Annotated in this window: 13 protein-coding genes, 1 tRNA gene and 7 pseudogenes; 9 read left to right on the plus strand and 12 right to left on the minus strand. The window is 67.8% G+C overall.

The window, feature by feature from the left end; translation table 11 throughout:
• On the minus strand, window positions 1-724 hold a 724-nt coding region (locus AXW62_RS04430; RefSeq protein WP_060943324.1), incomplete at its 3' end, for a transketolase family protein.
• 29 nt (window positions 725-753) lie between these two features.
• Window positions 754-1,455 (minus strand): thiamine pyrophosphate-binding protein, encoded by a 702-nt coding sequence (locus AXW62_RS04435; protein WP_060943325.1) that lies wholly within the window; start codon window positions 1,453-1,455, stop codon window positions 754-756.
• Window positions 1,456-1,709: 254 nt separating this feature from the next.
• Between AXW62_RS04435 and AXW62_RS04440 the strand changes: the two genes are divergently transcribed.
• Window positions 1,710-1,786 (plus strand) — tRNA-Pro (locus tag AXW62_RS04440).
• 455 nt (window positions 1,787-2,241) lie between these two features.
• On the opposite strand, the gene AXW62_RS04445 is transcribed toward AXW62_RS04440, so the two are convergent.
• From AXW62_RS04445 to AXW62_RS40415, 3 genes are all read right to left on the minus strand, one after another.
• Window positions 2,242-3,339 (minus strand): integrase core domain-containing protein, encoded by a 1,098-nt coding sequence (locus AXW62_RS04445; RefSeq protein WP_060943326.1) that lies wholly within the window; start codon window positions 3,337-3,339, stop codon window positions 2,242-2,244.
• An 898-nt stretch (window positions 3,340-4,237) separates the two neighbouring features.
• Window positions 4,238-4,846 carry a hypothetical protein gene (locus AXW62_RS04450; protein ID WP_030840306.1) on the minus strand — a complete coding sequence of 203 codons (609 nt, stop codon included), beginning with the start codon at window positions 4,844-4,846 and terminating at the stop codon, window positions 4,238-4,240.
• Window positions 4,847-5,909: 1,063 nt separating this feature from the next.
• A complete protein-coding gene (locus tag AXW62_RS40415) occupies window positions 5,910-6,296 on the minus strand; it encodes a tyrosine-type recombinase/integrase (RefSeq protein WP_079115471.1) in 387 nt (128 codons plus the stop codon).
• Here AXW62_RS40415 and AXW62_RS04460 point away from each other — a divergent pair.
• Window positions 6,235-6,630 (plus strand): annotated as a pseudogene (locus AXW62_RS04460) (transposase); the annotation flags it as partial. The gene AXW62_RS40415 and the pseudogene AXW62_RS04460 sit on opposite strands and share 62 nt — an antisense overlap.
• 24 nt (window positions 6,631-6,654) lie before the next feature.
• Here the strand turns inward: AXW62_RS04460 and AXW62_RS45435 are convergent.
• Window positions 6,655-7,011: pseudogene (locus tag AXW62_RS45435) on the minus strand (integrase); the annotation flags it as partial.
• A gap of 376 nt (window positions 7,012-7,387) precedes the next feature.
• Between AXW62_RS45435 and AXW62_RS04465 the strand changes: the two are divergent.
• Window positions 7,388-8,062, plus strand: a complete 675-nt coding sequence (locus AXW62_RS04465) for a lytic polysaccharide monooxygenase auxiliary activity family 9 protein (protein ID WP_174556349.1) — start codon at window positions 7,388-7,390, stop codon at window positions 8,060-8,062.
• Window positions 8,063-8,871: 809 nt separating this feature from the next.
• Here AXW62_RS04465 and AXW62_RS47520 read toward each other — a convergent pair.
• The 4 genes and pseudogenes from AXW62_RS47520 to AXW62_RS47535 all read right to left on the minus strand — a co-directional run.
• The gene (locus AXW62_RS47520; protein WP_494485896.1) at window positions 8,872-9,615 is read right to left on the minus strand and encodes an Orn/Lys/Arg family decarboxylase; all 744 of its coding nucleotides are present in this window, start codon (window positions 9,613-9,615) and stop codon (window positions 8,872-8,874) included.
• A 127-nt stretch (window positions 9,616-9,742) separates the two neighbouring features.
• Window positions 9,743-10,396 (minus strand): annotated as a pseudogene (locus AXW62_RS47525) (arginine decarboxylase); the annotation flags it as partial.
• A gap of 61 nt (window positions 10,397-10,457) precedes the next feature.
• Window positions 10,458-10,826 carry a hypothetical protein gene (locus AXW62_RS47530; RefSeq protein WP_252368496.1) on the minus strand — a complete coding sequence of 123 codons (369 nt, stop codon included), beginning with the start codon at window positions 10,824-10,826 and terminating at the stop codon, window positions 10,458-10,460.
• Between the two features lie 61 nt (window positions 10,827-10,887).
• Window positions 10,888-11,343: pseudogene (locus tag AXW62_RS47535) on the minus strand (Orn/Lys/Arg decarboxylase N-terminal domain-containing protein); the annotation flags it as partial.
• Between AXW62_RS47535 and AXW62_RS43755 the strand changes: the two are divergent.
• From AXW62_RS43755 to AXW62_RS04495, 6 genes and pseudogenes are all read left to right on the plus strand, one after another.
• A complete protein-coding gene (locus AXW62_RS43755; RefSeq protein ID WP_060943329.1) occupies window positions 11,328-13,217 on the plus strand; it encodes a DNRLRE domain-containing protein in 1,890 nt (629 codons plus the stop codon). The pseudogene AXW62_RS47535 and the gene AXW62_RS43755 sit on opposite strands and share 16 nt — an antisense overlap.
• A 30-nt stretch (window positions 13,218-13,247) precedes the next feature.
• Complete coding sequence (locus AXW62_RS04480; RefSeq protein WP_159060810.1) at window positions 13,248-13,886, plus strand: SMI1/KNR4 family protein; 639 nt, start codon at window positions 13,248-13,250, stop codon at window positions 13,884-13,886.
• Between the two features lie 2,409 nt (window positions 13,887-16,295).
• A pseudogene (locus AXW62_RS40430) lies at window positions 16,296-16,511 on the plus strand (transposase family protein); the annotation flags it as partial.
• Window positions 16,508-16,906 (plus strand): hypothetical protein, encoded by a 399-nt coding sequence (locus AXW62_RS04485; RefSeq protein ID WP_060943331.1) that lies wholly within the window; start codon window positions 16,508-16,510, stop codon window positions 16,904-16,906. The pseudogene AXW62_RS40430 and the gene AXW62_RS04485, both read left to right, overlap by 4 nt.
• A gap of 65 nt (window positions 16,907-16,971) precedes the next feature.
• Window positions 16,972-18,822, plus strand: a pseudogene (locus tag AXW62_RS04490) (RHS repeat domain-containing protein); the annotation flags it as partial.
• A 40-nt stretch (window positions 18,823-18,862) separates the two neighbouring features.
• Window positions 18,863-19,679: pseudogene (locus tag AXW62_RS04495) on the plus strand (IS5 family transposase).
• Between the two features lie 219 nt (window positions 19,680-19,898).
• Here AXW62_RS04495 and AXW62_RS04500 read toward each other — a convergent pair.
• Both AXW62_RS04500 and AXW62_RS04505 read right to left on the minus strand, forming a co-directional pair.
• Entirely contained in the window at window positions 19,899-21,362 is a 1,464-nt protein-coding gene (locus tag AXW62_RS04500; protein WP_060943332.1) for an amidase, read from the minus strand.
• Window positions 21,363-21,566: 204 nt separating this feature from the next.
• Entirely contained in the window at window positions 21,567-21,944 is a 378-nt protein-coding gene (locus AXW62_RS04505; RefSeq protein ID WP_060943333.1) for an ATP-grasp domain-containing protein, read from the minus strand.
• Between the last annotated feature and the right edge of the window lie 1,826 nt (window positions 21,945-23,770).

Raw genomic sequence — 23,770 nt, forward strand, 5'->3', positions numbered from 1 at the left:
CCGCGCCGGCCCCGGCAGCCCCCGTGCCCGCCCCGGCACCAGCCGCGGTCGCCGCGCGCAGCGTTCGCTCGTCGAAGGGCCGCACCGTGGTGGCGTACAGGACGGTCACATCCAGCCCCTCGACGGCCGCCAGAACGTTGTCGAGCATCGGCCCGACCGCGATCACCACACCGTCGCGCCCCTCCCGTACGGTCAGGAAACGGCCGGGGGCGATGTCGCGCGGAGCGGAGTTGGCGTGCGCCGACAGCCGTACGTACACCGAGTCGTCACCGGCCGCGGCCGCGTCCCGCAGGAGGGTCTCGGCCTCGTCGGGATGGCCGGGCACATGGACGGTCCAGCCATCGAGCGTGTCCAGCAGGGCAACATCGCCGGGAGCCATATGGGTGTAGCCGCCGGCCGGCCAGTCGTACGATCCGGCCGCGCTCACCAGTACCCCGCCCATGCCCTGATGTCCGAAGTCCAGCTTGACCTGCTCAAAGGGCCGCTCGATCAGAAAACTGGCGAAGGTGTGCAGAATCGGCCGCATCCCGGTCAGCGCCAGTCCACCGCCGACGCCGACCAGCAACTGCTCGCGGATGCCGACGTTGATCACCCGGTCGGGATGCGCCCGGGCGGCGTCCGCGAAGCCGTCCTTACCGATCTCCGCCAGCACGACGGCCAGCCGGGGATCCTCGTCGAGGAGACGGGAGACGATGGCGGCGAAGCGCTCACGCATGGTGTCCATGAAGACAGTTCCTCTCACCCTGAAACGAATCAGACCTTGGCCTCGACCTGGGCCACAACGGCATGCGGCCGCCCCGGGTGGGGCGTCGTGCAGCCCTCGTACAGCGCCTGATGATCACGCCCGTCCACGGTCGCCGTGGACCACCCGGCGGCCTCGAAGCGCGCGGCGATACCGCCGGGTCGGCCGTGGGTGGCGGAGGCGTTGTCGACGACGACCGTATGCAGCCGCTCCAGCCCGATGGCTCCGGCGTAGGCGATCGCCTCGTGGTTGCTCCCCTCGTCCAGCTCGGCGTCGCCGATGAGGACCCACACCGCCACCTCGGAGAGCCCCTGCGCCCGCAGCCCGAGCGCACTCCCCACGGCCAGCGGCAGCCCATGCCCGAGCGAGCCGCTGCTGATCTCGGCACCCGGCACGAGCACCCGGTCCGGATGGTGCCCCAGCGGCGAGTCGTACGCCCCGAACCCCGGCAGCAGCGACTCGGGGAAGAACCCCTTGGCGGCCAGCACGGCGTAGTACGCCATCGGCCCGTGCCCCTTGGACAGCAGGAACCGATCCCGCTCCGGGGCGTCCACGACCTCTGGCGAGACCCGCAGCACCCGGTCGTAGAGCACCCAGAGCACGTCGAGCGTCGAGGTCGCGGCCGGCCCGTGCTTCTCGTCCCCGGTCATCAGGCTCATCAGCCGCGGAAGATCGCCGTACCCGTATGCGGTGTGAACGTCGGTGAAGGTCATACGGCCGAGCGTGCAACTTAAACCCAAGTTCAGATCAAGCCCCCCCGAACCATCTCACCGCGTTGCACCCGCCCCACCCCACCACACCTCAACCGAAGTAACGTTCAGTATCAGTGCGACCGCGAAACGTAAATCCCGCAGCTCACTCCGCCGGAGTCTCGATCTTCCCCCAGGGGCGGCAGCGACCACCCCCTGAAGTGCGGTATTGTTCTTCATGCGCGGTCGGCGAGGGAAAGCCCGAGTCGAACGAGCACCGGGACGTGGCGCAGCTTGGTAGCGCACTTGACTGGGGGTCAAGGGGTCGCAGGTTCAAATCCTGTCGTCCCGACCAGCATCATCGCAGGTCGGAGGCCGTTTCCGCGGGTAGCGGAGGCGGCCTTAACCATTTCCGGGCTGGGAGCAGGTGGGAGCCCTCTGGGAGCCCTCGTGCTCCCAACTCGCCCACGTGTCAACGGTGCCCGATTCGTCCGTCACTCGATCCGGTAGACCTCCGGCGCCGTACCGCGCCCCTGTGTGTCGTCGTCAACCGTAGGCCCCTGGGGCCACCCCATCGATTCGGATGCTCTCTACATCGAGAGGCATAAGGAGCCCTTGTCGGCTCTTGAGCACCTTTCGTGGTGGGAGCACGGTGTCGTGCTCCCCATGCGACAGGGGGCGGGCGGACCGGCGAGGATCTCTCCGGCCAGTTTTCGCAGACAGCTCGCGCGCGGGTGTCCTGGCCGCAGTGGAGGGCTTGTGTCAAGACGCGGCAAAGCCTGTCCCTGCCGAATACTTCATCCGCGCAGGTCATGCTGCATGTTGGTATTCGTGGAGGATGCCGCCGAGGTGGTCGTGGCGGTGTATGTCCAGGCGGCTCAACTTGTCCGGATCGTTGATCGGTGTGGGCAGTGGGTGCAGCGGTCGGGCGTTGGCGATGCCCTGGTGGGGGCGGTGGGCGTTGTAGAACTGCCCGTACTTGTGCAGGGCGTGCAGGAGGTGGCGCTGGTTCCAGATCAAGGTCCGGTCCAGGAGCTCACGTCTGCAGGTCTGTACCCACCGTTCGATGAGCGAGTTCATTCTCGGCATCTGGATGCCGCTGAGAACGACTGTGATCCCCGTGTCCGCGAGGACGCCATCGAACAGGGCGGGGAACTTCCGGTCCCTATCTCGGATCATGAATCGTGCCCGGAAGTCGACGTCTTCGAGGTCCATGACCAGGTTCTTCGCCGCTTGTGTTACCCAGGCGGTGGTCGGGTGTGCGGTGGCGCCCAGGATCCGGATGCGGCGACTACTGTGTTCGATCACCACGAGTATGTACATTCGCGCGCCGGACAAGGTGACCGTCGCAAAGAAGTCGCAGGCCAGGAGGGCGTCGGCTTGCGAGCGCAGGAAGTCGGCCCACGTGCTGGAGCTCCGGTCGGGCGCCGGATCGATGCCGGCATCCTTCAGGATCTTCCAGACGGTCGACGCGGCCACCTTCACACCCAGCACGAGCAGCTCACCGTGCAGACGCCTGTACCCCCACTGCGGATTCTCCCTCGCCAGACGCAGCACCAGAATCCGGATAGAGCGCACCGCACGAGGTCGACCAGGTCGCTTGGGCCGCGATAACGCGGCATGGTGGCGTGCGACAAGGTCGCGATGCCAGCGCAGCACCGTGTCAGGACGCACGAGCAGTCGCACACGCCGCAGGGTGGGTAGCGGAAGCCGGTGCAGCAGCGCCGCCAGGAACGCCCGGTCGCTTGTGCTGAACCGGACCTTTCTCTTGCCGAGTTGGCGTTCCAGGACCGCGATCTGATGGCGCAGGGCGAGAATGTCTGCATCTTTGTCCTGGTCGCTCATCGGCAGCAGACGCAGCACCGCGAACGCATTCGTCACACCAAGGTAGGCCAGTCGTAGCAGCACGATCGATCATCATGACGCATGGACAACGGCTACGCGAGAGCGCTGGTTCGAGCGACCGCAGCCGACGACTGTGAGGTCCGGTGCAGGCCTCCGACCAGGGAGGATGAATTCTCGGCAAGCACAGTGCCGGGCGTGATGGGGAGGACCTTTGCCCAGCGGCGGCGGGGGATTAGCGAGGACAGAGAGGCGAACCACAGGCGGTCCGCGGGTCCGTACCGTACTCGCCCTTGTAGTTGGCGTCGTAGCACGGCGTTTTCATGGCGCAGGACGACAGCAGCGCCTGAGCGGCACCAGCAACCTGGTGGGTCCGCAGCAGCTCTGCGCGAGGTCGATCTAGATGAGGAGGACGTGACGGCCCGGACGGTGTACGAGCTGTTTCGCAGCGCGAAGAAGGGCACGAAGGGCGAGCCCGGGATCAAGGCGGGCCGGGGAGCGCACTGCTCGGGCCCACCGCTCGGCGAACCACGCCTGCTGGCGAGGGGCCGACGCCCTGGCCCGCTTCACGTTTTCGACGGCGTGTGTTGGCCCCACTGGAACGGTTTCGCCTGGCCCCACTTTTGGGCCGTGTGGGTGATGGGTCGGGGCGGTGCTGGAGAGGAACGGTATGAAGTGGCGCCGCCCCCTCGATCGGGTGACGTTTCGCGGGTGTCCTGGGGTGGAGGCGATCAAGTACGGACGGTGGCCTGCGGAGGCCGGTAGCGTGTGATGCACGGAGCTCGCCCGGCTGCTTCCCCTGACAGGAATGCGGACGGGCGGGCGCCTTGCTGGCGTCCGCCCGCTGAGGGTATAGGGCCAGGCGGCTTCCTGTCGGTGCCGGAAAGTATGTCACCCAGGTGCGACTGGCCTGCCCCTGGACACCCCCACATCACCCCAACGAGCCGAAATCAGTAACGCCGCCTCAGATGGTCGGGGTGTCGTCAACAATCGGCCTGTGAATTTCAATGACCGGCTTCCACCCCGCGGAGAACTCGATGAAGTCTGCACGGGTGGGGTAGGTGTCGAACGCGCGACGGTCACGTTTGGGGTTGTCGGTCCCCTTTCGCCCCCGGGGAATCTGCTCCTCGAAGATGTCGACCTTCACGTCGGGAACCTCCTTGAGGCCCTGGCGCCAGATTTGTACGGTGTCGGCGCCGAAGGCCTGCCGGGCCGCGGCGTAAAGGGCCGTGAGGGCGCCCTTGTCCCCACCAGGGACGAAAAGTGCCAGGTCCAGCACGACACCGGCGGACTGGAGGACCTCGATGGTCACCGAGCCGTTCTCGTCAGCCAAGTAGACTCCGGCGTCATTCTCGTCGTCGGGAAGGCAGGAGACCTCTTCCTGGAATACGGTTCTCGCCGTGATCGAGCCGCCCTCGAAATCCTCACCGGACTTGGTCAGAAAAGCAGGAACATAGCAGTCGGGAAGCTTGAGTTGTGCCGTGTCGGCGGAAATGAACAGCCTGTCCTTCACGCTGAGCTTCGTCACCTCTTCCAGCGAGAGGCGGCGAGCGGTTATCTTCTCCGTATTCACGAATTCCCTTCCAGGTTGCACTGTCCCTCCGATCAAGGACGCTATCACGAAACCCTGAGGTCAACTGCCCAGTAATGCATGGGTAGATGGCTTCCGATGACCTGTGCGGGAGGATACCGAAGCGAGTGCCACTCGGTCCGCCAGGTAGTGTCCCTCGTCATGCTGTTGGGGATCAACTGGACGTTGCATTTCGGTACGTTGGGTAGCGTAGAGGGACCAAAAGAGAGTTTGCGACAGATATCACCCATATCACCTTCGGGCAGGTGCTGGCGAGGTAAGGCGATCCATTCGTCGTGCATCTCGAAGAGCGCAGCGGAAACCAACCGGATGGTCCCACAGCGCAACAACGGAGACCCCACCGGCAACAACATCGGGATGGAGTGCGCAAACCGGAAGTCGCATACCGCCGCGCCCTCTTCGGTCAGAACTTCAGCGTAGTCGGCTGACGCCCGGTTGCTGACGTCTCGTCTTGTTGGGTGGGGTTCGGTACATGGCAGGCCCGGATGTCCGCGATTACGGAGTTCTCTACGCTCTGTAACCTTGGATTGCCTGGGAATGCCGACGCATCATCTGCGACCTCCCCTGCCTCTGCACAGCTCAGACCGCATCCGGAAGTGTCCGGGAGCGATCTTCCGGATCTGCTGGAACGTTCCGCACAGGTCCCGGACCCGCGGGATCCGCGGTAGTACGGCACCCTCTCGTGACGCTCATGGCACTGACGGCCTGCGTCTACGCCGCAGGGGCCTGCCACCCGCACCGCAGCGCGCCTCCGAGCCAAGCTGGCGCCGCTTCCTCCGGTCACGGGCCCACACGCTGCTCGTTTGCGCGGAGAGTTGCCGCGACGCTGGGGGTCAAGGGGTCGCAGGTTCAAATCCTGTCGTCCCGACGGTGTGACCAGCGGGTTTGCCAGTGATGGCAGGCCCGCTGCTTGCGTTCGTGTGACACGTGATGGTGGCGACGTGATGACACCCGGTGAATGCTGGGGCGGTGCCGTGACGGCGCCCCTGGCCAGGGGCGCCGAGACGGGGAGAGACCCGCGGTGAGCGCAGAGCTTTCTGAGCCTTCAGGCTGCGCGCTTTTCTGATTGCCCGCCAGGATTGGCGGTGGCGTGCTTGCGGTCGGCGCGTTCCAGGGCGGTGCCGATGGCGGCGGCGTGGGGGAGCAGGTGGCCGTAGAGGTTGACGGTGGTGGCCAGTGTCGAGTGGCGCAGCGTCTTGGAGACCACGGCCAGCGGTACCCGCGAGCTGATCATGATGGTGGCGGCGGTGTGCCGCAGGTCGTGCACGCCGATCCGCGGCAGGCCGAGCTCGGCTGCGCGCCGCCGCAGCTCGACCAGTACGCCCTGCGGGCGCAGCGGCGAGCCGTCGAGGCGGCAGAAGACCAGCCCCGCCGAGATCATCGAGTCCATGCCCGGCATGGGCCCCATCCTGGGCGCCGAGTTCGTCGCCATCGTCGGCGACCTGTCCGGCTACCGCGACGCCGGCCGCCTTGCCTCGCACGCCGGCCTGGCCCCGGTGCCCCGCGACTCCGGCCGACGCACCGGCAACCACCACCGGCCCAAACGCTACAACCGGCGCCTGCGCTGGCTGTTCTACATGTCCGCGCAGTCCGCGATGATGCGGCCGGGCCCGTCGCGGGACTACTACCTCAAGAAACGTGCCGAGGGGCTGATCCACACGCAGGCGCTCCTCGCACTTGCCCGCCGCCGGGTCGACGTGCTCTGGGCGATGCTGCGTGACAGGAGGCTGTTCACCTCCCTCCCGCCGGTCACACAAGCGGCTTGACACGATCATTGAGATTCTCCCTGGCAGGCGCAGGGCCAGGGAGCGTATCGATCGGATGGTGCGTGGGCGTCCGCGTCGCCTGGGTACGCAGGATGCGGCATGGCGCCGCTTGAGCAGGTCGCGATGCCGGCGCAACACCGTGTCGGGGCGGACCAGCGGCAGAAGGTGCCGCAGTCCTCCTTTGGGGAGGTGGTGGAGCAGGCCGGCGAGGCTGGCACGGTCGCTGTCGGTGAGGGTCGGCTTGCCGACCTGACGATGTAGGACCAGCAGTTGGTGCCGGAGTACGAGGATCTCGATGTCCTTGTCTCTGTCGCTCATCGGCAGGAGGCGTAGGAACGCCAGGGCGTTGGTCGCGGCGAGGTGGGCCAGGCGCAGCAGCACGACAGACCATGATGCCGCGCCGGGTCCCTGCGCAGGTGACGACACTTGGGCGAATGCCGAGGAGAACCGAAGATCCGTGATCAGGCTCCCAACCTGCGTGGATGATTCATCGGCACCCGCAGTGTCGTGGCCCTCTGAGCTCCGAATTACGCGGAACGCAGGCAGGCCGCACCCTTGCTTTCCGGTTTCGGGAAGGGTTCTGACGGTCGTGCCACCGAAGTCGCCGAAGCCTCCCGTGACTCCCGGCTCACGGCAGATTCCCTGATCGCCGCCCACTCCTGTAATCAACTCCGTTTGTTTCATTGACATTTCACTCAGAAGTCGTACCTTGGGAGCGCTCCCATGGTGCCTTTTAACTGGAAGGAGTTCCCCCCACATGCGCAAACAGAGCCCATTAACCGGGCGTTCCCGGTCGGCCCTCCGCCGGCCTCTCCAGGCGCTCGCCATGCTGTTCGCCGTGGTTGTCGGCGCACTGACCTGGTCGGCCCCCGCCCAGGCTCACGGCTCCGTCGTCGGCCCCGCCTCCCGCGCGTACCACTGCTGGGAAAGGTGGGGTAACGACCACATGAACCCGGCCATGCAGACCGAAGACCCCATGTGTTGGCAGGCCTTCCAGGCCAACCCCGACACCATGTGGAACTGGATGAGCGCGCTCCGCGACGGCCTCGGTGGCCAGTTCCAGTCGCAGACCCCCAACGGGACGCTCTGCAGCAACAACCTCTCGAGGAACGCCAGTCTGAACAAGCCCGGGCAGTGGAAGACGACCACCGTCGGCAACAACTTCTCGGTCCACGTGCACGACCAGGCGTCCCACGGTGCCGACTACTTCACGGCCTACGTGAGCAAGCAGGGCTTCGACCCCACGACCCAGACCCTGGGCTGGGGCAACCTCGACTTCATCACGAAGACCGGCCGCTTCGGCCCGGCGACGGACTACACGTTCAACGTCAGCACCTCCGGCTACACCGGACACCACATCCTGTTCGTGATCTGGCAGGCCTCGCACACCGACCAGGCCTACATGTGGTGCAGCGACGTGAACTTCGGCTGAGCAGGGAAGCACCGCACCGGGCACCGGTCTCTGCCGGGCGCCGGTAACCCGCCGCCCGGCCGGCCGAGCTCCGTCGGGGCAGGGGACCCGTTTGGTCACCCTGCCCCGGCGGGGCTCCCTTCGCTCCTCGCGGCATGGCGCCGCTTGGGCAGGTCGCGATGCCGGCGCAACACCGTGTCGGGGCGGACCAGCGGCAGAAGGTGCCGCAGTCCCCCTTTGGGGAGGTGGTGGAGCAGGCCGGCGAGGATGGCACGGTCGCTGTCGGTGAGGGTCGGCTTGCCGACCTGACGATGTAGGACCAGCAGTTGGTGCCGGAGTACGAGGATCTCGATGTCCGTCGAGGAGAACCGAAGACTCGTGATCAGGCTCCCGACTTGCGTGGATGATTCATCGGTACCCGCACGACGACCGCCAGTCCGGGTGCATCCCTCTGACCAGGGCGGATGACGTTCTCGGCAAGCGCAGCGCTGATGGCAGCTGCGCGAGAGCGCCAGCTCCAGCGACCGCGGCCAGATTTCGGGAAACCCGATGCACCCGCCCCCACCAGGACGGATGAGATTTCCGGCAAGGGCAATGCTGCCACCAGGAACTGATCGCCGAACTGGGCCTGCGCCTGGGCGAGCCGTGGAACCTCACCGGCCTCGCCCAGGGCTGCCGGCACACCGGACGCTGGGACAGCCTGGTCACCGTCAAACCCCTCGACCTGACCGGCGGAAGTGGGCTCTCCGGCCAACGCGACGGCGCTGCGCTGACACCGCGGGCCCGCCCGCCGCCGGCCGGCCCGGGGCGTCAACGAGGCTGCGGCCAGGTCACCTGCGCAGGCACTCGATCTGGTAGTCGCCGGTCTCCTCGTCGATCGTGACGCCGTGTGTCTCGCTGCGGAAGCCGGGGAAGTGACGGTCGAAGCTCTCCAGGGCCGTGAGGTACCGCAGGAGGGGGCCGACGGTGTCACCGGTGGATTCCCCGGGCATGAGGACCGGGATGCCGGGTGAGGTGACGGTGACCATGGCGGCCGCCACCCGGTTCGCGGCGTCGGCGATCCGGATCCGCTCCGTGCCGCCACGCACCAGACGCTGATAGCAGTGCTGCGGAGGCCGGACCGGCTCCGGGAGCTGCTGGAAGGCTGTGTCCAGCAGCTCCACCAGACGGGCCGAACGCAGTCGGCCGTACATCTGCCGGCACAGCTCGCGCAGGGTCAGCCCCGCGTAGCGGCGCGGATGCGCGGCTACGGCGGCGGGCAGCACCCGGTCGAGAGGGGCGTCGGCGTCGTACAGGGCCTTGAAGTCCATCAGGGCGTCCAGCAGCGTGCCCCACTTGCCCTTGGTGATGCCCATGGAGAACAGGATCAGCGTGGTGTAGCTGTCGGTTTTCTCGACGACGATGTTCCGCGTGGCCAGGTACGTCGTCAGAACGCGGGCCGGGATGCCCTCCTCGGCCATGTCGCCGGCGGCGGTGATGCCGGGGCAGGTCAGGGTGACCTTGACGGGGTCCAGCATGCAGTGCCCCTCGGTGAGCCCGGGGAAGCCGTGCCAGGCGGCACCGGGCTCCAGCAGCCAGCAGGAGTGCGTGGTGCGCGCAGCAGTTCCGGCGGGGCCTCGTCGAAGGGCGGCGCGCGCCGGTGGCCGGGTCGGTGACGGAGTCCGGCTGCCAGACGCCGAAGAACCAGCCCGGCCGGTCCCCGGCGCTCTCCACCCGCTTGCGCAGGCGGACCATTTCCTGACGGAAGCGGATCGCCTCCGTCACCGCCTCGTCGATGAGCCATTCGCCCTGGGGGCCGTCCATCATCGCGGTGGCCACGTCCAGCGAGGCGATCATCGGGTACAGGGGCGAGGTGGTGCCGTGCATCATCAGGGCCTCGTTGAAGCGGTCGTGCTCCACCGGTGCCCGCGGTGCGGGTCGCACGTGCACCATCGCGGACTGCGACAGCGCCGCGATCAGCTTGTGCGTCGACTGGGTCGCGAACACCGTGGGCCGCTCCGGCCCGGGGAAGGTCCGCTCGTCCACCGCCATGCCGTACCGGCCGGTGTACAGCGGGTGGAATCGGGCGTAGGCGAACCAGGCTTCGTCGAAGTGCACTCGCGGTGTACTGCCCGCGAGCGCTCGCGCGGTCGCGACGGCGTCGTAACTGAGCCCGTCATAGGTGGAGTTGGTGAACACCGCGTACTGAGGCAGCGGCGACACCGCGGCCTCGGCCAGCGGATGCACCGCGAGCCGGGCCGCGATCGCCTCCGGCGCCAGCTCGGCCGGTGGCAGCGGGCCGGCCAGGCCGTAGCCGTTGCGGGTGGGAACCAGGTAGACGGGGCGGGCCCCGGAGACGACCAGCCCCTGCAGCACCGACTTGTGGAGTTGCGGTCCACCAGCGCCAGCTCGTCGCGGGTGACGCTGAAGTGGCCGATCAGGCGGTTGCAGGTGGAGTCGCCGTGCAGTACGAAGTAGGTGGAGTCGGTCCGAAGACGCGGGCGGCGTTGCGCTCGGCCTCGCCGATCGGTCCAGTGTGCTCGAACAGCGAACCCGGTTCCTCGACCGAGATCGACAGGTCGCTGCGCAGTAGCCGCTCGCCGAAGTAGTCGTGGAAGGCCCGCCCCGCCGCTGACTTCGGGAAGGCGACACCGCCGGAGTGCGCCGGGGTGTGCCAGGAGTACTCGTGGGCGTCGTCGAAGCGGCGCAACGCCCGGAAGAACGGCGGCAGCACGTCCTCCCGGTAGGCCCGGGCGGCACTGGTGATGCGGCCGCGATGAATCCCGGAGTGTCCTCCAGCGGCCACACGTATCCGACGACCGTCTCCGACACCCACAGCGGCAGATCGCGGACCCCTCCTCAGTCATGATCAGGAAGACCGGCAGGTCCCGGAAACGCCGGCCGATCCGGCGGAGGACGACGGGCCCGCCGTCCTCCACGCCGCCGCCGGGCAGATCCCAGGCGACCAGTGCCGCCGCCAGCCCCGCCTCGGTACGCAGCACCGCGTCCGCGTCCTGCGCGTCGACGGCCCAGCGCACCTCGAAGCCGCCGGCCTCGACGGCATCCCGGATCTTCCGCAGCTGCTCCGCCCTGGCGCCCTCGGCGCGCGGGTGCTCCGGTACCGCCATCAGAACCCTGCTGTCGGCCATGGCTGTCCTCCCCTCCCCGGGTGGCCGCCCGGCCACGAGGTCCGCGCAGCCGATTTCGAGTGGGCGGTCAAGCACAGCAAGGGCGGCTTCCCCTGGGCCCTGACTCAGGCGAAGAATACGGGGAAGAAGACGCTCGTCCCGGACGAGACCACGGCGACATGACCACGGCGACATCCATCACCTATGCGAACCCCGACGGCACGCTCACCTCCGAGCTCACCGCCGGTCCGGCCCGCATCCAGCAGGACGGCCGGTGGGTGGACGTGCATGCCAGGCTGACGACAGCAGCGGACGGCAGAGTGAAGGCGAAAGCGCACCCGAATGGCCTGGAGCTCAGTGGCGGGGGCGGCACACCCGCGAAGTCGTTGAAGGCCGCAGATGAGGCCACGGCCCGCGACCTGGTCACTCTGGGGAAGGGCACCGAGCAGGTCACCCTGCAGTGGAAGGGCGGCCTGCCCAAACCCGACCTGGATGGCACCCGCGCCACCTACAGGGATGCGCTTCCCGGCGCCGATATCGTCGTCGAGGCCACCCGCACCGGCTTCGAGCAGTACGTGAAGCTGGACCATCGCCCCACCGACGCCTACAGCTACACGATGCCGCTGAAAGCCAAGGGCTTGAAAGCCGCCGCGCGGACGGACGGCTCCGTTCTCTTCACCGACGCGAAGACGGGCGCCGAGCGGGCCGTGATGCCCGCTCCGGTGATGTGGGACGCGTCCGTGGACAAGGCATCGGGCAAGCATGAGAACCGGCACCCGGTGAACATCAAGGTGGTCGACAGGGGCAACGGCGAAGTCGACCTTGTTGTCACCCCCGACAGGGCGTGGCTGGCCGACCCGGCGACCCAGTACCCGGTCACCGTCGACCCGTCGACGGCAAACCTGACAAACGTCTTCGATACCTACGTTCAGCAGGGTGAGACCGGGGATCTATCCACCGACGTCGAGCTGGACTTCGGGAACCCCGGCACCACCAACAGCGATGGCACGCCGCGTACCGCCAGGTCGTTCATCACCTGGAACACCGCGGCGTTCAAGGACGCACTGGTCACGAACGCGGACGTCAGCCTGTGGAACTTCCACTCCGGCAACGACGACTGCAAGGCGTACGAGTGGACCATCTGGGACACCACCGCCTCGCGGTGGACGAAACAGCCGACATGGCAACAGCAGTACCACTCGTCCACCCAGACCAAGGGCAATCCTGCCTGCACCACCGCCCCGGACGGCTGGATCAGCGCGGACGTCACCACTCTGGTGCAGAGTTGGTCCTCTGCTCTGGACGGCAAGGGCCACATGGGGCTGCGCGCGGCCACGGACGACGTCAAGGCATGGAAGCGCGTCAACTCCGCTAACGCCACGTCCAACCCGCCGAAGCTGAACGTCACCTGGAACTACCGTCCTGGGGACGGCATCGCGCAGCAGGCCGGCCCGCCCTTCAAGTCCTACGCTGGGTTGTGGGCCGTGAACACCACCACCCCCACTCTGCGGGACAAGTTCTCGGATGCGGACGGCGACACCGTCAATGGCACCTTCCAGGTCTACGACGCGGCGACGAACAAGCCCATCACCACTCCGGCCGGAGAGGGCTTGATCGTCTCCGAGTTTGTCAAGCCCGGTGAGTGGGCGAGCGTGAAGGTGCCGGCCGGGCAACTGGTCAACGGCAAGACGTACAAATTCCGCACGAACGCCTACGACGGCACTCACTACAACCTGAACTTCTCTCCGTGGCGGGAGTTCGTCGTGGACACTACAGCCCCCGGTGTGCCGAAGAGCGTCGTGTCGGAAACGTACCCGGAGAACCTGCCGGGCGGTGCCGTGGGGGAGCAGGGTCGGTTCGACGTCGATACCGGCGTCGATGACGCCCGCGAGGTGGAGTACCGGATCGGGCCGGCCGACACCGACGACGGTGGTAACAGCGGTAACACCAGCACTGATGGATGGCAGCGCACCCCGACGACCAACAACGGATTCGCCGCCAAGGCCTCGTTCTACGCTGCCCCTGCCGACGACGGCAACGGGCACGCCCACCTGGTGGACATCCGGTAGGCGTGCCCCTCTTTCCCCTCGCCTACGTCAATGGAGGACACGATGAGCGACATTCTGCCCGCCTGGACCGCCATCACCGACTGGCTGGCGGTGCACGCGCCCGCCTCGCACGCCACCTTACGGCCGGGCGCTGCCGTGGCCGAGGTTCGTTCCACCGAGGACGAGCTGGGGCTGAGCCTGCCCCCCGACCTGGCCACGCTGCTGATGGTGTGCGACGGAACGGTCGATGCTTCAGCCCATGACCGCGACCCTGACGAGTACGACCCGGGCCTGTTCCTCGCCCAGCATCATCTGCTACCGCTTGAGGAGATCGCGCATGTCCGGGGCCGGGGAGGGAACACCGACCCGTTCTGGGGCGCATGGATTCCGTTCGCCGTCACCGACTACTCCCTGCCCCCGTGGGGCGGCCTGGCAATCGACGTCGAAGGCCGCCTCGCCACCTTCAACCAGGACGGCGGTGAGCCGCCGTCAACGCCGCTCACCTCCCCTGGGTACGGATCCCTCAGCGAGTTCCTGGACACTGTTGCTGAAGCCCTCACTCAAGGCACCGGCCCGTTGATGGCCGAGGCCACACCCGGGTTTCACCGGGGCGCACTGGTATGGGGGCCGTTGCCGGGCGAGGGCGCTCCATGGACCTCGGCGCACCCGAAGGACGGCTCCACAGCCTGAGGGCAGCGCGATACGGCCATGAGACAGACCGGGGAGCAAATAGCGAGCGGTTGTCAGTCATCCCTGTCCAGCGATGACGCGCAGCACGTGCAGCGGGCCCCTGGCACAGATCATTCATGGTAGGACCGATGTGCCGTTGGTACACACGCAATTGATTGGGAGACGGCATCGAAGCTGTCGGCGAAGTAGCCGCCGCGGTCGCGGCTGATGACCTGACCGACTTGGTATGCTTGCCGAAGTCTATGAGGTAGTTGTGTGCCTGCGGCGTGTGCGGTGGAGAGGTTGGTCCTGTGCTGGGTGTGGCTCCGGGCGTGTACTGCACATATGCGACGCCCGGTCATGATGCCAGATCCCAGGCACCTTGGGACGCAGAGGCCGAGAAGGGTGGACTCCTTTACTCGTCTGATTGCGCGTCAGCGTGACCTGGGAGAACGGACCGGAGCATGCCGCTCAGCCTCGACGCGACTGGGGGGCAAGGGAGCGCAGCTTCAAATCCTGTCGTCCCGACCAGCGTTTTCGTAGGTCGGAGGCCCTTTTCCAGAGATGGGGAAGCGGCCTTCTTCGTGTTGTGCGGCGTGGTGGTCGCATGCACGCCCTGGGGTGTGGAGGCGCCGGGTGAACTGGCGGCCGGGGCGGTGAAGTAGGGCAGCGTGAGGTGTGCACGTACGCCTTCGTCTCCAGCCAAGTCGTGAGGTAGTCGGCGACGGTCTGGTTGGGGTCGGCGTTGAACCCGCTCGCCCTCGAGGATCCGCCGCAGCGCGGCCTGGGCGGCGTTTTGGGTGGGGAGGCCGCCGCGGCCGATGGTGGTGCGGTGGTGGTCGGGGGCGGGGAGGTCGACGGCGAAGGTCCAGCTGCCGTGCTCACTGTCGTTGGTCAGTCGTGGGCAGTGGGTTCCGATCTGGTGGCGGTGTGTGTCGCGGCATCCGCAGCGCCGGTAGATTCGGCCACAGTGGGTGACGGAGCGCATGGAGATCGCCTCCTGGGTTTGGTGCGATGTGTCGACGATCCCAGTCTCCGTCGACGGGCTCACCATGCGATCACCTCAGGCTCCATAGCCCTCTGAGCTGGGTGTTCTCCTTGTTGTGGCCACACGTGCCGAGAGCTGCTGCTCAGGGCGCGAAGGCGAAAATAGTGTGCCAAGCACCCGGAAATTGCGTCCCCCGAGGTGACCTGCGGTTTCGGGCCCGTAGGGCAGAGGCCCGGGCCGAAGCCGCGCTCGAAGCGGTCGACCGGCAGCACACCGCCCTGCCAGAGGAGAGGATGATTACCCAGGGCTGATCATCAACCTGGCGAGAAGGTGATGGGCCTCAACGAGCAGCTCGCCGAGATCGGCAGGCTCATTGCGGTCCGGTTTCGCGAGCACGACCTCGCCGACGTGACGCGGCGACGAACGACTCTTATGGCTGAGGTGCAACATGCGCGCCGGAAACTCTGCGCTACCAATCTGGACGTATCCTCCGCTCCCCCCAAGCCCAACGTCTTTGAGGGCGTCTGCGGCACTGCCTGTCTCTTCGAGCCTCCGCGGATCGCGGACCGCGCGCACGCGAGTGCCCACGCGCCGTTGGACCCGGCGAGCATGTGGCTGACTGTGACCCGTGGTGCAGCGTGGCGCAGGGCTGATGCGGGTGCTGGGCGAGGGGCGCACGGAGGTCCCGTGCGGGGGCTGTTCATGGGCGGGCGATCCTGCCGCCATCTCTACGTCCTTTGGAGACAGCGGATGGCGCTTGCCGCCGGCCGAAGGAAGGTCGACGGCAAAAGCCCAGGTACCGTGCCTCGACCCGTCCTGGAGCCGGGGCGGCTGGCACCCTACTGCCGGCCATCCGGGCGACGGCACCCGCCACGCCGGCACACGCGGCCGCGTTCACGGTTCACCTCCGGTGGGGGAGTGCGTGATCCCACCGTGGAGTGCGTGACCCCACCGTGGAGGCGCCCGCGGTAAAAGGTGGCTGATCACGTGTAGCAAGGCGGCTGCCACCAACCAAGGCTCATCGAGGAAACTGACCGGCGGCGCCCCCTGGCGGGTGCGTGTGGCAGCGTCAGGCTTCGTCGCGCTGTTCGTGCTGGGCCGTCGGCGGGCGGGCTCGAAGGAGTGGGGTCCTATCTGGTGAGCTGGGGTAGTTGCTCGGTAACAGGTGCAGTAGCCCGCGTCAGGCGCATTGGACTCGGGCCTCACCGCGAACAGGGTCTGAGGAGCCGGTAGTAGGTGGCCCCAGAGAAGGCCGGTCAGGAGGCCGCCGACCTGATCGCAACCGCTCGTCCACCCCGTGTCTGCGATGTTCCGCAGTCGGCTGCTCATGGCAAACAGTTCCGACCGCGTGAAGTCCTACCCCGTGGCTGTGGCCTCGGCTGTCCGGGTCCCAGAGCTTTCCAGCCAGGCCACATCCTTATGCAGCCACGCCGGCTCGGCGCGACCCGCAGCACAAGGGGTTCGTCCCGCAGCCGAAGCGGTGGAGTGTCGAGCAGACCTACGGGATCCTGATACTGCACCGGCGCCTGGTCCGCGACTACGAACACCGCCCTTCCTCCTCGTCCTCCCGCGTCTACTGGGCCATGACCCATGTGATGGTCCGGCGCCTCACCGGCGCGAACGTCCCCACCTGGCGCGAAGCGGCGGTGGCCGCGTGAATGTCCAGCCTCTCCTTCAGGCACTGGACATCCAGGAGGAAGCCGCCCGGGCTCAGGCCGACGACCTGCGAAGGCAGATCGAGGGCCTGCAGACCCGGCTGCGGGAGGCCGAGACACACCTCGAGCACCTCGCGATCACACGCAAGACCGTCACCAGCCTCGCCGACCGGATCCCCGCCTCCCCGCCGGAACTACCCGAGCATCCGGACTACGCCCGCATCCTCACCGTTTTCAACGAGGCTACGGGACCACTGCGGGCCAAGGACGTCTGCCAGTCTCTCGGCCACGAACTCCTGCCCAAGAACGTCGAGGGCATCCGAGCCAAGCTCAAGCGTCTGGTCAAACTCGGCGTCCTCACTGAAGCCGACATGGGCAGCTTCGCCAGGAAGCAATAGTCACCGCCACGACCAGCATCCCTGACGCAACCCTCGCCCAGAAACGGACATCACCTCACGAACCGACCACTCAGGCGGACATCTGGGACGAGACCGCGTCCCCCTCGGGCATACCCGTGCAAACCGAGGGCAGCCAAGCCCCCGTCCAGACCGACACAACCTACGACGGCGCCGGGCGGGCCACCAAGACGGTCACCAAGAACTACGGTGTCACCCGCTGGACCACCGAGAGCACCTACACCGGCGACACCGTCACCACCAGCGCCCCCGCCGGCGGTCAGGGTGTCGCCGAGGTCACCGATGTCCGCGGGCAGACCACCGAGCGCCGCGAATACGCCAGCCCCAAGCCGACCGGCTCCGAATTCGCCACCACCGGCTTCACCTACACCCCCGGCGGTCTGCAGAAGACCATCACCGGTCCGGACAAGGCCACCTGGTCCTACTCCTATGACCTGGCCGGACGGCAGGTCGAGGCAGACGACCCGGACAAGGGCAAGACCACCACCAGTTACAACGCCCTCGACGAGGTCACCAGCAGCACCAACGCCGAGAAACAGACCCTCGTCTACGACTATGACGAACTTGGCCGCAAGACGGGCATGTGGAGTGGCACCAAGACGGATGCCAACAAGCTCGCCGCCTGGACCTTCGACACTCTGGCCAAGGGGCAGCAGGACACCGCTGTCCGCTATGACGGAGGCCTGGCGGGCAAGGCGTACACGCGGAAAGTGACCGAGTACGACAGCCTCTACCAGGTCAAGAGCAGCGAGCTCACGCTTCCCGACGAGGATCCGCTCGTCAAGGCGGGAGTGCCCAAGACCCTGGCCTTCACCACCGGCTACCGCCTCGACGGCACCATCAGCCAGAGTCGTGAACCGGCTGTAGGCGGACTCGCCGCCGAGACAGTCTCCTACACCTACAACGCCACCGGCCAGCAGCTCACCTCCCTGGGCACCACCGGATACCTCCAAGGCGCCGCGTTCTCCCCGCAGGGTGATCTGCGTCAACTGACCGTGGGCATGTCCGGGACCAGTTCGGCGAAGAAGGGCTACCTCAACTACGACTACGAGCCCGGCACCCGCCGCCTGACCCGCTCCTACGTCACCGACGACGTCCACGGCTACATGCCGCAGGAGCTGAAGTTCACCCAGGACGACGCGGGCAACGTCACCTCCATCTTCGACAGTACGACACTCGGAGGCACGGGCAAGGCCGACTACCAGTGCTTCGCATACGACGGCTACCGCCGCATGACCGAGGCCTGGACCCCGGCCACCGCCAACTGCGCCACCACCGGCCGCACCACCGCCAACCTCGCCGGCGCCGCCCCCTACTGGGCCAGCTACCGCTACAACACCGCAGGCCAGCGCGGTGAACAGACCGAACACACCACAGCCGGCGACACCAAAACCACGTACACCTACGGCACGGAGACCGGCCAGCCCCACCCGCTCACCAAAACCGAGACCAACGGCGGCACACCCCGCACCTACACCTACGACAAGACCGGCAACACCACCGGTCGTCCCGGCACCCAGGCCACTCAGACCCTGACCTGGAATTCCGAAGGCAAGCTCGCCACCACCGCCGAACCCGCCGCCGGCAGCAAACCCGCCACCGCCACCGGCTACCTCTACGACGCCGACGGCGAACTCCTCATCCGCCGCGCCACCACCACCGACGGCGACACCGTCCTCTACCTCGGCGCCACCGAAGTACGCCTCACCGTCAAGGGCGGGACCAAGACCCTGTCCGGCACCCGCTACTACACGGCCAACGGCCAGACCATCGCCGTCCGCACCGCCAGCACCGCCAGCACCGCGACCACCGGCACCAAACTGTCCTTCCTGGCCGCGGACCACCACGGCACCTCCAGCATCGCCCTGGACGCCACCACCTACGCCATCACCAAGCGCTCGGTGGAGGTGCAGGTGATCTCGTTCCTCGGGGGTGAGGATGATCCGGCCGAAGCCGTGGGAGATCAGTGACGAGCTGTGGGCGGTGATCGAACCGCTCCTGCCCAGGCACGAACGCCGCTATCGGTATCCGGGACGTAAGCGGATTGACGACCGCAAGACGTTGCAGGGCATCTTGTTCGTGCTCTACACGGGGATCCAGTGGGAGTTCCTGCCGCAGGAGCTGGGATTCGGTTCAGGGCCGACGTGCTGGCGGCGGCTGGCCGAATGGCAGGCAGCCGGAGTGTGGGGTGACCTTCAGCAGGTGCTCTTGGACCGGTTGCGGGCAGCGGAGCGTCTGGACTTCTCCCGTGCCGCGATCGATTCGTCTCATGTGCAGGCCAAGCGGGGGCGAAGCCGCCCAAAAGTCGGTCCGAGTCCGGTTGACCGCGCGGCCGGGCTCGAAGCACCATGTGCTGACCGACGGGAACGGTATCCCGCTGCGGGTGTCGCTGACCGGCGCCCACCGCAACGACGTCACCCAGCTCCTGCCCCTGGTCGATGGTCTGCCACCGGTGCGGGGCAAGCGGGGGCGGCCCCGGCGCAAACCGCGAGCGGTGTATGCCGATCGCGGGTAGGACCGCGACATCTACCGCCGACGGCTCCGTGAACGGCGCATCACTCCACGGATCGCGCGTCGCGGACAGGCCCACGGGCCGGGGCTGGGCCGCGTCCGCTGGGTCGCCGAATCCGCCATCGCCCATCTCCACGGCCCACGTCGCTTACGTATGCGCCGGGAGTCCCGGGACGACATGCACGACGCATTCCTCCAACTTGCCCACTGCATGATCCTCGCCCGCAAACTCCCAGCTTTCTGAAAGCACTCCTTACCCCGGTCCACGAGACTCGGATCTGCAAGTCCGCACCTTTTAGCGCGCACGTGGGCGGAGTCGAGAACCGCATGCGAGAAGTCGACCAGGCATACCAGGCATCCTCGTCCAGGAGCGGTCGGGACGCGCAGATCGGCGCAGGCCGGTGCGCACGCCTCGGCGTGGCGCTGTGTGTCACGCACGCGCGCCCCTTCCGGACCGATTCGTTCAGTCGAAGGACGGGGGGCGCTCCCCCGACCAGGGAGCGGTCTGTTCGAGTTGTGAGGCCAGCCGGATCAGCACGTCCTCCCGTCCGTAGGCGGCGACGAGCTGCACACCGATCGGCAGCCCGTCGTCGCTGCGGTACAGCGGCAGGGAGATGGCGGGCTGGCCGGTGACATTGAACGGCACCGTGAAGGCGATGCCCTCGCTCACGGCGGCCACCAGTTCCTCGGGGCTCTGCGCCGTGGGCGCGAGTGCGCCCAGCACCGCAGGCGGCGCGGGCAGCGTCGGCGTGAGCAGCACATCGACCTCCTCGTCCCAGAGTCCTGCCACGCCGCGCGCCCACCGCTGCCACGCCTGGGTGCCGGAGAGCCACTGCGCGGCCGTGACCGAGCGGCCCACCCTGGCCAGCATCTCGTTCATCGGTTCGAGGTCCGCCGGTTCGAGGCGCTCGCCGACGCGCTCCGACCACTGGTCAAGTTCCCAGGCCAGGACCGCCGCGAACAGCGGCACCAGCGCCTCGAAGAGGGCCGGGTCGTCCAGGCAGGGGGCGCTCGTCGGCTCGACGCGATGGCCGAGCGAGTCGAGCAGGCGGGCTGCGTGCTCGACCGCCGCCACACAGTCCTTGTGGGCCGGGTTTGTCGCACCCGGCGGGGTCGTACGGAAACCGATCCGCAGGACGCCGGGATCGGCGCCGACCTCCTCGCGGTAGGGCCGCAAGGCGGGTGGGGCGGTGTACGGGTCGCCGGACGCGGGCCCCGCCGTCGCGTCCAGCACGGCCGCGGTGTCACGGACGGACCTGGTCAGCACGTGTTCGTGCGTCACCGGCCCCCAGTACTCGCCGTATGCGGGGCCCAGTGTGGTACGCGCCCGCGAGGGCTTGAGACCGACGACTCCGCAGGCGCTGGCCGGCATCCGGATTGAGCCCGCCATGTCGTTGCCGTGTGCCACCGGGACCATGCCCGCGGCCACCGCGGCCGCCGATCCACCGCTCGAGCCCCCGGGGGAGCGGGTCAGGTCCCAGGGGTTCCTGGTCGCCCCGTGCGCGAGCGGTTCCGTGGTGATGCTGGTGGCCAGTTCGGGAAGGTTCGTCTTTCCGCAGAACACGAATCCGGCCGAGCGGAAACGGGCCGCGAGGACGGAGTCCTCAGGAGCGCGCCAGTCCCGGTCTCGCAGCGCGCGCATCCCACCGTAGGCGGGATCGCCCGCGGTGAGACAGAGAAAATCCTTGAGCAGCATGGGCACCCCGCGGAAAGGGCCGTCCGGCAGCCCGGCCGCACCCGCCGCGGCGAGAGCTTTCTCGAACAGCGGCGTGACCACGGCGTTGAGTCTGCGGTCGAGCCGCTCGATCCGCCCGATCGCCGCCTCCACGAGTTCCGTCGGCGACAGCACCTTGCGGCGGACCAGGTCGGCCTGCGCCGTCGCGTCCAGCCATGCGAGTTCTTCCTCGGGTATCGAACTTCCCGTCATTCCTACCCCTTCAGAAAGTGGTTGTGCTGTGTGTACCAGCGATGGCGCTGCACACGTCAAGGACTGTCATCAACCGCCGGCCGCGACCGGTGTGCCTCCGCGCGGCCGTCGGAGAGGGCCCTTTGACGGGCAATTTCGTCGTCGGCCGGTCTGCGTGCGACGTATGCCGGTCCGGTACGAGTCGGGTGGAGTGAGCCGAGCTGTTCACCCGCCGATGCCCGTGGGCGCCAGTTCATACAGTGCCGTACCGCCGTGTGCGCCGTTGGCGATGTTCACCACGCCCGTGCTGGTCTCCAGGCGGGTGCCGCGCGCCAGTACACCGGCGAAGCCGCGCTCCATGGTGAACACACCCCAGACTGTCCGCCAGGGCTGCAGGCGGCCGCCCTCGTCCGGGAACAGTTCGGTGACGGGCCGGATCCGGCGCTGCAGCACGTACGGGTTGCCGAGTGCGGCGTCGAGGTGCGCGGCCCAGTCCTCCTTGGTCGTGTTCGAACCCAGCACTATGCCGCTGCCACCGTGCAGCACCGTGGGCTTCAGCACGAGATCGCGCCGGTGGGTAGTGGCGTATTCGAGCAGTTCCACTGCTTCTCCGCGCTCCAGTGTCACCCTGCCGGGCCGGACGGTCCGCGCCCAGGGCAGGACGCGGTCCAGAAACCCGGGTCGGCGAGCTGCAACACCCGGCCGGTTCGGTCAGTTCGAAAGCTGCGCTGATGGCAACCGCGTGGCGGACAACCATGAGTAAACGACGTCGGCTTGGGCCGTGCGGCCGAGCCCGAGGTGAAGGTGACGTCTCCGGCCGTCACGGCCTGGCCCCTCAGACGGCCCGGGTGGACCTCGGCGTCGCTCGACCAGCGTGCCGGCGCGTCGACATGGGCCGAGTTCGCGCGATGGCTCTGCACCAGCGTCAGATCGGCCGCCCCGGCCGCACCGGTGTGGGACATCCCCGCTGCACGGGGGAAGCATCCGCCGTCGTGGGCGCGAAAGGGCTCCTGACGATCGGGGTCGGCACGACGGGCTGCGCCGGTGACACCCGCCGACCGGTCCGCACCTCCGCGGCGGCCCGCGCCCGCACCACCTTCTCGGTGATGAGGTTCGGCGCGCGGAGTTCCTCACCGGGGTCTCACCGGCCTCAATTGTTCGCCAGGCCGGGTCGGGGGGAGATGGTCACGTGGCGTTTCCTCTCGTGTTGCTGTATCGAGGCGCGAAAGATGCGGGGAAGAACACACCGGGGTTCGGCCGGGACGCGGTTTTGCCTCTGACGTCTCGGTGTGAGTGGGAGCGGTCGAGCGGCGTCCGGCGTACCGTGTGCGCGGCATCGAGGTCACGGCCGGAAAGGTGCCCGAACTGCGACTCAGGGAAGGGGACGTCGATCCCGGGAGTCGCGGGGTCTCCAGCTCGCGGAGAAGACGGACCCACGTCGCCACCCACGCGGGGACGTCACCCAGCAGGACGGTGGGGCAACCGCAGGACGTCTCTCATCGCCGACACTGCGCTGCCGCAGGTCAAGACCCCGGGGGGACGGGCCGGCCTTCGAGGGCGCGGCCACGGAGGCCGGCAGGCGGAACCCCGGCACATCGGTGATGGCGGAGTGCGCCGCGACAGCCCCAGTGTCCCGGGGCGACTGCGGCCTGCCGAAACGGTCGGCGACGAACCGCGGGAACTTTTCGGTCAAGGCACCGTGGAGGCCATCCGGAGCAGCACACGGATACCGCATGTCGGTGTTCCGGAGGATGTCGGCGCCCGCCGAGCAGGCTCGGCGGCGCCCACCGTGGTCCCGACCTGCGCGGCGACCTGCGCGAGAAACCCCATCAGGCCCTTGAGGCGAAACATCGACGCAGTCGACGCACAGGGGGCATCGAAAGCCTCGGTGTGCGAGGCCGACGGTCGTGTACGCGGCGATAACGCATGACGTCGTGGCCACGGTTGTCTCCGCCACCATCGGCTTCCTTTCGTCTCGTCACATCAGGTTCGACGTCCGCCCTCAAGCGTCGCGTCGCTCCGTCACATCCACGAGTCAAGAAAATGCCAACATGCGCAAGGATCCCGCCGTGGTCGGTCGTCGCGAACTCACCGCTTCCCACCACTGGGGAAGGAGCCGCTCAGCGCCTGTTGTGGGATTGAACGCGCGGTATTCATCTCGAAGGCGCAGGACAAAGGTTTGGTGTGGGTGGGGGAAACAGACCCCGTGCTGATACGGAGAGTGGGCGGTTCAGAGTCAGCGCGATGAGCACTTGTCAAGGTCGGGAGGGCTTGGGCGAGGAGTCCCGGAATCCGGGCCGGGGGTGGGGCGCTCGGCCGGCCCGCCCGGAACCTGCTCGACACCTGGCCCGTGGTGCCGGATCGATCCGGCACCACGGGCCAGGTGTATCCATTCGCGCACGCGCTTCGTGGTCTGAGGCGTCGGTCCG

Source organism: Streptomyces hygroscopicus subsp. hygroscopicus, from assembly GCF_001553455.1.
Taxonomy (GTDB): domain Bacteria; phylum Actinomycetota; class Actinomycetes; order Streptomycetales; family Streptomycetaceae; genus Streptomyces; species Streptomyces hygroscopicus.